The organism is Oscillibacter sp. (genome assembly GCF_032018205.1).
Classification (GTDB): Bacteria; Bacillota; Clostridia; order Oscillospirales; family Oscillospiraceae; genus Oscillibacter.
On sequence record NZ_DALZOY010000003.1, the window covers coordinates 219,247 to 230,721 of the forward strand.

An 11,475-nucleotide genomic window follows, 5' to 3' on the forward strand; every position below is an offset into this window, starting at 1 on the left:
CCGGCTTTACAGTTTCACATTTGACGGCTAAAATAAGTGCTTAGAGATAAGAGAGAAAGAGGTGGAAGAATGGCAGTGGAGCTTTGGGCCGCGCGGTTGGACCGTCCGCTCAGCGGGCGGGAGAACGACGCGCTGCTGGAAATGCTGCCGCCTGAGCGGCGGGAGCGGCTTGCCCGGGTCCGCGACACCGAACGGTGGAGGGAGCCGCTTTGCGCCTATGCGATTCTGCGCCGCGCACTGTGGGAGAAATACCGGTGGCGGGAGCTGCCGGAGATCGCGCTGACTACGCAGGGAAAGCCGGAATTTCCCGCGTTTCCGGAGGTGTGCTTCAATCTGAGCCACACGCCCGGGGCGGTGCTGGTGGGCCTTTCCAACGAACCGTTGGGCGTGGATATCGAAAAGATACGTCCCGTGTCCCCAAGAGCCATGAAGCGGCTGGCGGATGCGGCCTCGGAGGAGGCGTTTTTCCAAAGCTGGGTCCGGCGGGAGGCGCGCTTCAAGCGCAGCGGCGCGGGAGTGAGCATCATGCGGGAGGGGGAGGCTCCTTTGCAATACGGAGAATATTTCTATTACGTGGAGACGTTCCCCGGGTATGTTGCTGGAGTGGCCACCCGCAGCGCCGAGGGCGTGAGCAGGATTCAAAAGTTCTCTTTGGAACAGATGGTATAGCCGTTAAGAATTTCCGGGGACGCATGCTTGAAAAGGCAGCATCCCAAAACGCGGATTTTTCAAAAGTAAGCGCATCGCCCGGGCGCGGTGCGGGAGAAGTCCCCGGGAAAGCAGCTTCCCCGGGGACTTTTGTATTTAACAGCTTATTCCTTCAGCAGAGCTTCACCCGCCCGGTAGATGTCCCCTGCGCCCACAGTCAGAATCAAGTCCCCCGGCTGGGCGATGGCGCGGAGACGGTCCGTCACCTGTTCCAGATTGGAACAATAGATGGAGCCGGGGACTTTTTTGCACAGATCGCCTGAACTGATGCCCACGGTGTTGGTTTCCCGGGCGGCGTAAATCTCCGCCACAATTGCCGCGTCCGCAAGCTTCAGCTCCTCCACAAAACGGTCGAACAGCTTGGCGGTGCGGGAATAGGTATGGGGCTGAAACGCCAGCACCACCCGCTTGTAGGGCAGGTCCTTGGCCATGGACAGCAGGGCGTGAAGCTCGTCGGGGTGGTGGGCGTAGTCGTCATAAACGTCCGCGCCGTGAAACGCGCCCTTGCGTTCAAAGCGCCGGCCCGCGCCGGTGAAGTCCACAAGCCCCCGCTCTACGGCGGAGCCGGGCAGGCCCAACACATAGGCCGCCGAAGCCGCCGCCAGCGCGTTGGACACGTTGTGCCTGCCGTGGACGGGCAGGGACACGCTGGCATAGGGCTTGCCGTATACTGTCACGTCGAAAAGCTGTTTCCCCCCTTCCTCGCGGAGGTTTTCGGCGGTGCAGTGGGCGGTGCGCTCCAGCCCGAAGGTGAACACCGGACGGCCTAAGTTTTTCAGGGCTGCCATGGCCCCGTCGTTATCCGCGTTGGCAACCACCCGTCCGCCGTCCGGCACCAGTTGGGCAAAGCGGCGGAAGGAGTGCTCAATGTCCTCTAAATCTTTAAAGAAGTCCAGGTGGTCCTCCTCCACGTTGAGAATCACCGCCACAGTGGGGTAGAAGGAGAGGAATGAGTTACAATACTCACAGGATTCCAGAATCATGGTGTCTCCATTGCCCACCCGATAGGCGGAGTTAAGCAGGGGCAGCGTGCCGCCGATCATCACGGTGGGGTCTGCCTCGGCCGCCATGAAAATGTGGGTGCACATGGAGGTGGTGGTGGTTTTTCCGTGGGTGCCGGAGATGCACAGGGCGTTGGGATAGCGGCGCATGATGGCCCCCAGTGCCTGTGCCCGCTCGTAGACCGGGATGCCACGGGTCACCGCGCCGGAAATTTCCGGGTTGTTGTCGTGGACGGCGGCGGTGCGGATCACAAAGTCGCACTCGCCCAAATTTTCCGCGCTGTGACCAATGTCCACATGGATGCCCGCGGACCGCAGATGGGCCACCGCCTCGCTTTGATGAATGTCGGAGCCGTGGACCGCAAGCCCCATCCCCAGCAGGATTTCCGCCAGCGGAGCCATGGATACGCCCCCGATTCCCACCAGATGAACCTGCTTTCCGGGAACCATGTAAGCGCTGATGGGCTTTGGATTATTCATCATAATAGTTTGCTCCTTCTCCTGCAATGACTTGCAAATGGGACGCCGCTCATTGTATGATATTGTATTATAACTTCGGCGCCGGAATTTATAGCGCCCGGGTAAATTTTTTTGTATTCGGGCCGGGGCGATTGACTGTCCTTCTCAGAAAAGGTATTATACTATGCGAGAGTGGAAAATGCAACCGAAAAGGCGCGGCCCGCCAAGCGGGAAACGGCTCCGGTCCGCTGATTTGAAAAGAGAAAGTAAGGTGAGCAGGTGAATATTCCCGAGCCGGTGAAAAGCATATTGAAGGCGCTGGAGGAGCATGGCCACGCGGCCCACTGTGTGGGCGGCTGCGTCCGGGATTCCCTGCTGGGACGGGAGCCGGGGGACTGGGACGTGGCCACCTCCGCACTTCCGGAGGAGACGATGGCGCTGTTTCCGGGCCGGGCCGCACCCACCGGGCTGCGCCACGGCACCGTGACTGTCCGGGAGGGGGGGCTTCCTGTGGAAGTCACCACCTTTCGCACCGACGGACAGTATACCGACGGGCGCCACCCCGACTCGGTGGCCTTCACCCGCTCCCTGCGGGACGACTTGAGTCGCCGGGATTTTACGGTGAACGCCATGGGGATGGACCTGCGGGGAACGCTGACGGACCCCTTCGGCGGGCAGGAGGATTTAAAAAATCGGCTTCTGCGCTGCGTGGGATTGGCCGAGGAGCGGTTTCAAGAGGACGCGCTGCGCATTCTGCGCTGTCTACGGCTGGCGGCAGTGTTGGGCTTTTCTGTGGAAGAGGAGACAGCGAACGCGCTTCGGGCGTGCAGAAAATTGCTTTGTGACGTGGCCGCGGAGCGGATACAAATTGAGCTGACGAAGCTTTTGTGCGGGCCTGCGGCGGCGGAGGTTCTGCGGGAATTTCCAGAGGTTGTGGGGACAGTGGTGCCGGAGCTTTTGCCCATGGTAGGCTTTGACCAGCACAGCCGCTATCACTGTTATGATGTGTGGGAACACACACTCCACGCACTGAGCGAGGTCCCGGCGGAGCCGGTTTTGCGCTGGGCGGTGCTGCTTCACGACGTGGCAAAGCCACGGTGCTACACCCGGGACGAGCGGGGCGGTCATTTTTACGGACACCCCACGGTCAGCGCGGGGATGGCGGACGCGATTTTGCGGCGGCTGAAATTTGACAACGCCACCCGGGAGGCGGTGATTACGCTGGTGCTGTGGCACGACAGGGAGATTCCCCGGACGGAGAAAAGTATCCGCCGTGCGCTGCGAAAGCTGGGGGCGGAGCGCCTGCGGGAGCTGACCGAGGTGAAACGGGCGGACAATCTGGGGCAGGCCCCCGCGTACCGGGCACGGCTGCTGGATGTGGAGCAGATACAAAAGATCATGGAGGATCTGCTGGCCCGGGACGAATGCGTATCACTGCGGCAGTTGGCGGTGAACGGACGGGATATGCTGGCGCTGGGCCTTCGGGGGCCAGAAATCGGCATGATACTGGAAGAGCTTTTATCCGCCGTGGTGGACGGAGACTTGCCGAACCAGCGTTCCGTACTGCTGCGTGCGGCGGAGGACCGGGCAACCGGGCAGAATGATAAATCATAAAACTTTTAATGATGATTGGAGATGGACACATGAACAACGAACAGAGTCAGTGCGGCTCGTGCGGCGGAGGAGCCTGCGGCGTGGGCGGCGGCTGCGATGGATGCAGCGGATGCAGCGCAAGAGCCAGCGTATGGATGGGCGAGGGGGAGCTGGAGCTGCTGCAGGACCTGGGCCAGACCCCCTTTCTTCCCATCGCCCGGCGGGAGGGGGCCGAGGAGCCGATTTATCTGGAGGGCGCAAGATATACCCCTGCGGAGTATGGTCAGATTATCACGTCGTTGGCCCAAAAGCGGCTGGTTCGGCTGGATTATGATCTTCCGCTGTCAAACTTTGACTATACGGCTTACGAGGGTTTTGCCCACAAGGGAAGCATGGCCCTTACCGCCGCCGGTCAGCACGCTCTGGAGCTGCTGGAGATTCAGGGCGCGTCTGAGGAATGACCCGGGCTTCGCGTATAAAAAATCCCCGGCGGAGCAAACTGCGCCGCCGGGGATTTACCGATCAAAGAACCCCGCCCTCCGGCAGGCATCTCCTTCCCGATGGGAATGGGACGCTTGCCGGAGGGCGGGAGTTTTAATGTCAATGGAGGTATTATCCCTTTTTCTTTTTGGGAGGCTCAGGCTCCGCCAAGCGGTCAATCACCCGGGCATAGCCCTCTGCGCCATAGACCAGACATTTCCGCACGCGGGTGATGGTAGCGGAGGAAACGCCGGTTTTTTCGTTGATGGCGTTGAAGGTTTCTCCGTCCTGAAGCATCCGGGCCACCATCCATCTCTGGGCCATGACCTGAATCTCCCCGACGGTACACAAATCGTCAAAAAAGCGATAGCAGTCTTCCTGGTCCTTCAGGGAGAGAATTGCCTGATACAGATGGTCCACCATTTCCGATTTCATTCTGCTCTCATACATCTTGCAGCCCCACTTTCAAAATCAGACGCCGCCGTGCGCCGGCTCCGGCGGCAGGATTGCTTTTATACGGTAACAGGGTATCCTATGGCCAAAGAATAACAGACTTTTCAGTCACTGTCAATCTACTTTCCCTTGTGGTACGTCAATTTTTCCAAACATCGGCAGGTATTTACGCTTGAAATGTCCGCATGATAATACACTACCCCCATATCTCGCTAATACGCTACCGATACACCGTGATAATAAACAAAAAATTAAGGCATAATTAAAAAATAAATGTTGATTTCGTACAAAAATGATGCTATTATGTGTTTGTGCGAGAACGTTAAACCGACAAGCGCACAATACAGACAGGATTGCGGCAGGCTCACCCCTGGGCAGGGTGAACAGCGCTTCCGGCGTGAGAGTGCCGGAAGCGCGCCTGACCCGAATCATCCAAACCATTTCTCACATCTCATAGGACCTGTAAATGCCGCTTATTGCGCATCTCTTTCCGGCTGCGGCCCGCAAGGGTACACGCTTTTTAAAAGAGGCTGATATTGCAGGGCAAAAATTTGAAGCGAGGTAACGATTAAAATGATTATGAAGCCTTCTGAAATAAAGCATGTCGTTGTTGACGGACACAGCCTGACGCTGGAGTCCTTTGTGGCTGTCGCCCGCTATGGTGCGACGGTGGAGCTGGCCGCTTCCGCGCTGGAGGCCATGCAGAAGTCCCGCGCACTGGCGGAAAAAATTGTGGCGGAGAACCGCGTTGCTTATGGAATCACCACCGGCTTTGGAGACTTCCAGAAGGTGGCCGTGCCCGAGGAGATGAGCAACGAGCTGTCCACCAACCTGATTCTCAGCCACTGCACCGGCACCGGCGACCCCTATGCCGACGAGGTGGTGCGCGGTATGCTGCTGCTGCGGGCAAACGCGCTGTGTGTGGGCGTGTCCGGTATTCGTCCCATTCTGGTGGAGATGATGCTGGCCATGCTGAACGCGGGCGTTACTCCCGTGGTTCCCCAGAAGGGCTCTTTGGGCTCTTCCGGCGATTTGGCTCCGCTGGCCCACATGACGCTGCCCCTGCTGGGCAAGGGCTTGGCAAACTACAAGGGCGAAAAGCTCACCGGCGCGGAGGCCATGGCCAAGGCCGGCATCCAGACGTTGGAGACGCTGGTGTGCAAGGAAGGCCTTGGCATGACCAACGGGACCTGCGCCATCACTTCTGTCGGTTCTCTGGCTCTGTTTGACACCATCTGCGCCGCCCAGTTGGCCGACGCCATCAGCTCTTTGGATTTCGAGGCCCTCACCGGCCTGCGCAACGCCTTTGACGCCCGCATTCACGCTGTTCGCGGCCAGAAGGGCCAGATCATGGTGGCCGCCAATATGCGCAAGCTTTTGGCCGACTCCGAGATTCTGGACAACTGCCAGAAGGACCGGGTGCAGGATGCTTACGCCCTGCGCTGCATCCCTCAGCTCCACGGCGCCGTCCGCGACGCGCTGGAGTATGTGCGCGCCAAGGTTGAGATCGAACTGAACGCCGTTACCGACAACCCGCTGCTGTTCCTCGACGACGAGGCGGTTATTTCCGGCGGCAACTTCCACGGCGAGCCCATGGCCATTCCCTTCGACACGCTGGGCATCGCGTGCAGCGAGATTGCCAACGCCTCCGAGCGCCGCACTGAGCGCATGGTGAACGCGGCTCTGTCCAACGGACTGACCCCGTTCCTCACCACCAAGCCCGGCGTGAATTCCGGCTTTATGATCGTGCAGTACGCCGCCGCTTCCATGGTTTCCGAGAACAAGGTTCTGGCGCATCCCGCGTCGGTGGACTCCATTCCCTCTTCCGCCAATCAGGAGGATATCGTCTCCATGGGCACCACCGCAGCGCGCAAGGCCGGCTGGATTGTGCAGAACACTCTGTCCGTTCTGGCGGATGAGCTGATGACTGCCTGCCAGGCCATCGACATTCGCCGCAGCCTGAACACCCACGGTCAGGGCATGGCGCCTGTCCACGAGGCCATGTACAAGCACGTACGCGAGAAGGTTGCGTTCTACGAGATCGACCGCGAGATTTGGCAGGACATCGCGGAGGTGGAGAAGATGGTCCGCAGCGGCGATCTGCTGGACATCGTCAAGAAGCACGTCCCCGAGTTTGAATAAGCCGCATCCCGGCAAATTAGATAAAAGCCGCCGCGCCGAAGTTCGGCGCGGCGGCTTTTTTGCGCGGTTTTATGCAAAAGCCATGCCTGCGCTTACAGGCGGGCTTTGCTTTTTCGCAGATGATGCTTCTCGGCAATGAAAGTCCTTTTGCCGTGAAGCACCAACGACCCGTTATGTGACCTTGTAGAAGCGCGAAAAAAGGCACGGCGGATGCACGGCTGTCCCGCGGAGGACGGGTTTAATGCATGCAGGCCGACAGGCTTTCTGGAGGGACGGTGTATCCGAGTGGCGCTTGGAGCTTGCGATGCAGAATACATGGCTTGCGCAGATCCAAGTCCTCTGCGCGTCTGGGCGGTAAGGATGCTTTGCCGCGTGGGTCCAAAGTCTCCAGCACGCAAACTGTTTGCAGGAATGTTCGGAGAGATGGAAAAGTTCTGCCGCAAGAGACGTCCCGCTGGAGAGGTCCGTTTCGGGGGGTACTGCGTTTGCGCAGGGAAAGACAAAGCTGCGGTCCGGCAAATGCCGGGCCGCAGCCTGTCGTATTGTGTTTGAATCTGGCTCAGATAAACTGAGAGACAATGATCGCCGCGATCATCAGAGGAATGTTGTAATGGATAAAGGTAGGTACGCAGGTATCCCAGATGTGGTTGTGCTGTCCGTCCGCGTCCAGACCGGCCGTGGGCCCCAAGGTGGTGTCGGAAGCGGGGGAACCGGCGTCGCCCAGAGCGGCGGCGGCGGACATCAGAATGATGGTGGCGGGCACGGAGAAGCCCATCTGCTGGCACAGAGGCACATACAGCACCGCAACCACGGGAACAGTACTGAAAGAGCTGCCGATACCCATGGTGACCAGAAGGCCGATGAAAGTGATGACGGTGGCGGCGATGATCTTGTTGCCGCCCATGATGCCGATGGCAGCCTGCACCAGCTCATCCACACCGCCGGTGGCCTTAATCACGTCGGCATAGCCGCCGGCAACCAACATGATAAAGGCGATCATGCCCATGATCTTGAGACCGCCTTCAAACTGCTCGTCGATCTTCTTCCACTTGATGGCACCAAAAATGAACATGACCATCAGACCGCACAGGGCGGACAGAGCCAGAGACTCGGTGGGAATCTGAACGGCGACCACCACGACGATGGCCAGAAGGGTGACGGCGTGCTCCTTGGTGAACTTATCGGAGATTGACTCGGTGGCGGACACGTCCACAGACAGGTCCTTGTACTCGCGGGGCTTGCGATAGGTGACAAAGATGGCCAAAAACAGGCCGATCAGCATGGCAACGCCGAGAATCCAGTTGTATTTCGCAATCTCGCCGATGGTGGTGGGCATGCCGTTCTTGGTCATGTTATCGGCAATGATGCCCATGAAGATGGCGCCGAAGCCAAAGGGAATGGAGATGTAAGGAGCCTTCAGGCCGAATGCCAGAGAGCAGGCAGCGGCCCGACGGTCAAGCTTCAGCTCGTTGAACAGGCTCAGCAGGGGAGGAATCATGATGGGAATGAAAGCGATGTGAACGGGAATCAGGTTCTGGGACAGGCAGGCCACGCCAGCCAGCACCACAAGAAGGAACTTAGCGTTCTTTCCCATAATTTTGGAGAGCTTCTTGGACATCATGTCGGCCAGACCCGTGGCGGCAATGGCAGTGGCAAAGGTGCCCAGCAGCAGGTAAGCCAAAGAGGTGCCGCCATTTACGCTGAAGCCGGCGGTCAGGATGCCCATGGCGGAAGGAATGTCAATACCGCCTATAACAGCGCCAACGATGGAGGAAATAATCAAGGACAGAAGAACGTTCAGCTTCAGCAGGCACAGGACACACAGGACCACCACGGAGACAAGAACCGGATTTAATAAAATAGACATTATTTCAATCTCCCTTTCCTAAAAGATCTCTAAATCTCTAAAACGCTAGAAATCTCTCTTTCCTTATGATTGTTGAATTTTGCAGTGTTTACGGGAAACTTTGTACAGCGGAGAGCCGGGCCTTGCCGGTGCGTCCGCTTTTTCCATTTTCCGTAATTGCCCTCCTTTCCGGACAGATTCGCTGCAACAATACAGACACAGGAAAGACTGTCCGCAGTTCGAGGCAGACAATCAGTGCCGAAGGCGGTCGGATACGGGCGGACGCGGTCTGGGCAAGACGGCGCTTTCTCACATAGCCCTCTCCTGAAATACCACGGCAAAAGCTTCACGGAAAACCGGAATTCCTCTGCGGAACCTCCTCCAATTTCTTTCCGTGATTAGGTGTATATTACATGATAGAGCGTCTATAAAACGTCTATTTTTGTGCGATTCACAGAAGATACGGGGATATGTCGGCCGGCAAGGTTGGCATTTTCGGAGTGCGACGCAGCCTGCCGTAAAATCGAAAATATACTTCGGTTGAGGGTTGCTTTGCGGGCCGTTTCCTACTTCTTTTTTCGCCCCTTGGGCAGGGGGGTGACGGGTTCCAGAATTTCCACGGCGGCCCGCAGAATGTCTTTATCCTCAATGTCCAGAATATAATGCTCCTTTGCACCAGAATAGGGAAGTCCACGCGCCGCACCGCCCATCAACGGTGCAAGCTCCGGGATAATTTTCACGAACACGGTGTTGTCGCACACCAGAAGAATGGGCTTGTCGTTCACGTAGACCATGTACTCGCCAAACATCTTTTTGCTGCGCACCGCCCACAAGCTTCCCAACTGCTCACAAAGAAATTCCACATAGTCCAATGAAGTAGCCATGTTGCTGTTCCTCCGATCAATCCGGCCTATCTGGAGGACATTGTACCATTTTGCAAAAAAATTTACAATATATTCCAAAAATATTTTTTAATTCTACAAACCCGAATGATAACCGGTCCTGCGTTAGAGGCTATTTTCAGGGATATTGCTGCGGTTCTTTTATGGGAAGGGACACAAAAAGTGGTTTCAAAAGGGAAATTTATTTCATAATTTAGAGGGTTTCGTTACATTGCTGCAAGGGTGTGAGTGGCCGCATTAGGGAGGTGCGGGACGGTATATACGAAAAGCTGAATATTGCGCTGAAAAACAGTCGATTCTCTTAAAAATTTAAGCGTATTAAACAAAAATGATTGAAATATAGAGAAATTCAGTATGCATAAAAAAGAACATGCTGTATAATGTCATAATAGCGCAGCTGGTTTTGTGCGTACTGAGAAAGCGCCTGTTGTCTGGGAGTCTGCGTGCTTACGAAATAAGCAAAAATATCGATGCGATTTTAGTGATGGACGCAAAATGGGTCCTTTGAAGTTCACCCCGTTTTGTCGGAGCGATGATAAGTCAGGAAACATATAAAGGAGGCAACTGTGTGAGAAACGCCAAGCAAAAACTTATTCTGGCGTTAAAAAAAGGGTCGGTTCGGAGATTTGTGCTCATTGTGCTGGTGTTTACGATGTCTATTGGCCTGCTTTTACTGTGGGAGAAGCAAAAGCTGGACGCGGAGTTTGAGAAAATTGTCGCCGCCAGTCTGAATACCAATACCCAACACACCGCCGTGGGCATCAAGCGGGATATTGCGGGGGCGCTGAAGTCCCTGAAAACGGCGGAAGCCATGCTTTTAAGCTCCGAAGCCGGACTTGTGGGAGACATTCAAGAGCGATTGGATCGGCACAGCGGCTTTGTGACCGGTGATTTTGTGACCTATCTTTCCACGGAGGAAATTGAAGAGGGGAAGCTGCTGATTAGCGAGGAGGACACGGGGCGGCTTCAAAAGGGCGTTACCGTCATCAGCGCGGTGGTTGGCGAGGAGGAAAAAAAGGATATTGTGATCATCAGGCCGCTGATTGGCGATTCCGGCATGATCGGTGCGCTCTGCGTCCGCCTGAAGGAGAAAAATTTGCTTTCCAGCGCCTCCGATGGCGGCGTGTATCAGAACCCATATAGCTGCGTCGTCACCGGCAGCGGAGAGATTGTCTATAACACCTATCAGCCGGAGCACGGGGGAAATCTGTTTGACGATTTGCGCGGATACGGCCTGTCGGAGCCGGAGGTCGGCAAAATAGTCGTGGGCGTGATGAATGGAGGGTCCTCCAAAGCAAAATTTTTTCGCAAGGGAGATACTTATTTTCTTTCCTCCGCACATCTGGAGTATAACGGCTGGTATCTGGTGACCGTTGTGCGGGGACCCGATGTTCTGCTGCGCTCTGCCGTGTTGTTTCGGGATGTGGTGACTACCAGCATCACCACCATTCTGATTACCGTGTCGGCTGCGGGGGTTGTTCTGTATCAGCTTCTTTCCAACAAGGAAAAGCTGGAGGCGGCCCAACGGAGCAACCGGGCGTTTGCATCGCGGTTTCAGGCGATGTTTGAGCAGCACAGTGCGCTGAAACTGGTGATAGACGCGGACACGGGAGAAATTATGGACGCAAACCCCGCCCTGCTGCGCTATTTCGGCTTTGAAAAGCAGGAGATGCTGGGAAAGAACGTGCAGGAGTTTAACCTTCTGCCCGGAGACATTCAGCTTCAAAAAATACATGGTGAAATGGCCGCGGGCGCGCTTTTTGAGGCCGCTCCCCACCGCCTGAGAAACGGGGAAACAAGGCTGCTGGACGTATACGCCTCCGAGATTTGGGACAAAGGCCGCAGGCTGCTTTACGCGATTTTGTTCGACGTGACGGAGAGGGAGTGCTAT

General features: G+C 56.7%; 11 protein-coding genes. 6 read left to right on the plus strand and 5 right to left on the minus strand.

The window, feature by feature from the left end; all coding sequences use genetic code 11:
- Positions 1-69: 69 nt before the first annotated feature.
- The gene (locus RTU96_RS03895; RefSeq protein WP_293009876.1) at positions 70-669 is read left to right on the plus strand and encodes a 4'-phosphopantetheinyl transferase superfamily protein; all 600 of its coding nucleotides are present in this window, start codon (positions 70-72) and stop codon (positions 667-669) included.
- A 143-nt stretch (positions 670-812) separates the two neighbouring features.
- On the opposite strand, the gene murC is transcribed toward RTU96_RS03895, so the two are convergent.
- Positions 813-2,192, minus strand: a complete 1,380-nt coding sequence (murC, locus tag RTU96_RS03900; protein WP_312635074.1) for a UDP-N-acetylmuramate--L-alanine ligase — start codon at positions 2,190-2,192, stop codon at positions 813-815.
- A gap of 255 nt (positions 2,193-2,447) precedes the next feature.
- Here murC and RTU96_RS03905 point away from each other — a divergent pair, with 255 nt between their 5' ends.
- Together RTU96_RS03905 and RTU96_RS03910 are read left to right on the plus strand one after the other, a co-directional pair.
- Positions 2,448-3,782, plus strand: a complete 1,335-nt coding sequence (locus RTU96_RS03905; protein WP_312635075.1) for an HD domain-containing protein — start codon at positions 2,448-2,450, stop codon at positions 3,780-3,782.
- Between the two features lie 29 nt (positions 3,783-3,811).
- Positions 3,812-4,222, plus strand: coding sequence for a hypothetical protein (locus RTU96_RS03910; RefSeq protein WP_312635077.1), 411 nt, complete (start codon positions 3,812-3,814; stop codon positions 4,220-4,222).
- A 151-nt stretch (positions 4,223-4,373) separates the two neighbouring features.
- On the opposite strand, the gene RTU96_RS03915 is transcribed toward RTU96_RS03910, so the two are convergent.
- Together RTU96_RS03915 and RTU96_RS03920 are read right to left on the minus strand one after the other, a co-directional pair.
- Positions 4,374-4,676, minus strand: a complete 303-nt coding sequence (locus RTU96_RS03915) for a YerC/YecD family TrpR-related protein (protein ID WP_294855710.1) — start codon at positions 4,674-4,676, stop codon at positions 4,374-4,376.
- Between the two features lie 132 nt (positions 4,677-4,808).
- Entirely contained in the window at positions 4,809-5,135 is a 327-nt protein-coding gene (locus RTU96_RS03920; RefSeq protein ID WP_312635082.1) for a hypothetical protein, read from the minus strand.
- Positions 5,136-5,267: 132 nt separating this feature from the next.
- Between RTU96_RS03920 and hutH the strand changes: the two genes are divergently transcribed.
- Together hutH and RTU96_RS03930 are read left to right on the plus strand one after the other, a co-directional pair.
- A complete protein-coding gene (hutH, locus tag RTU96_RS03925) occupies positions 5,268-6,836 on the plus strand; it encodes a histidine ammonia-lyase (RefSeq protein ID WP_312635083.1) in 1,569 nt (522 codons plus the stop codon).
- Positions 6,829-6,975, plus strand: a complete 147-nt coding sequence (locus RTU96_RS03930) for a hypothetical protein (protein WP_312635085.1) — start codon at positions 6,829-6,831, stop codon at positions 6,973-6,975. Before hutH ends, RTU96_RS03930 begins: the two co-directional genes overlap by 8 nt.
- A gap of 420 nt (positions 6,976-7,395) precedes the next feature.
- Here the strand turns inward: RTU96_RS03930 and RTU96_RS03935 are convergent, their stop codons facing one another.
- Both RTU96_RS03935 and RTU96_RS03940 read right to left on the minus strand, forming a co-directional pair.
- Positions 7,396-8,703 (minus strand): SLC13 family permease, encoded by a 1,308-nt coding sequence (locus RTU96_RS03935; RefSeq protein WP_312635087.1) that lies wholly within the window; start codon positions 8,701-8,703, stop codon positions 7,396-7,398.
- 545 nt (positions 8,704-9,248) lie between these two features.
- Positions 9,249-9,566: a TfoX/Sxy family protein gene (locus tag RTU96_RS03940; protein WP_312635088.1), complete on the minus strand. Its 318-nt coding sequence runs from the start codon at positions 9,564-9,566 to the stop codon at positions 9,249-9,251.
- Positions 9,567-10,152: 586 nt separating this feature from the next.
- Between RTU96_RS03940 and RTU96_RS03945 the strand changes: the two genes are divergently transcribed.
- Positions 10,153-11,475, plus strand: a 1,323-nt coding sequence (locus RTU96_RS03945; protein ID WP_312635090.1) for a PAS domain S-box protein, incomplete at its 3' end; no start/stop codon positions are given.

Bases quoted from the DNA above. Each gene is read 5' to 3' on its own strand.
- RTU96_RS03895 (WP_293009876.1), top strand. From the start codon at position 70: ATGGCAGTGGAGCTTTGGGCCGCGCGGTTGGACCGTCCGCTCAGCGGG.
- murC (WP_312635074.1), bottom strand. From the start codon at position 2,192: ATGATGAATAATCCAAAGCCCATCAGCGCTTACATGGTTCCCGGAAAG.
- RTU96_RS03910 (WP_312635077.1), top strand. From the start codon at position 3,812: ATGAACAACGAACAGAGTCAGTGCGGCTCGTGCGGCGGAGGAGCCTGC.
- RTU96_RS03915 (WP_294855710.1), bottom strand. From the start codon at position 4,676: ATGAAATCGGAAATGGTGGACCATCTGTATCAGGCAATTCTCTCCCTG.
- RTU96_RS03920 (WP_312635082.1), bottom strand. From the start codon at position 5,135: ATGGTTTGGATGATTCGGGTCAGGCGCGCTTCCGGCACTCTCACGCCG.
- hutH (WP_312635083.1), top strand. From the start codon at position 5,268: ATGATTATGAAGCCTTCTGAAATAAAGCATGTCGTTGTTGACGGACAC.
- RTU96_RS03935 (WP_312635087.1), bottom strand. From the start codon at position 8,703: ATGTCTATTTTATTAAATCCGGTTCTTGTCTCCGTGGTGGTCCTGTGT.
- RTU96_RS03940 (WP_312635088.1), bottom strand. From the start codon at position 9,566: ATGGCTACTTCATTGGACTATGTGGAATTTCTTTGTGAGCAGTTGGGA.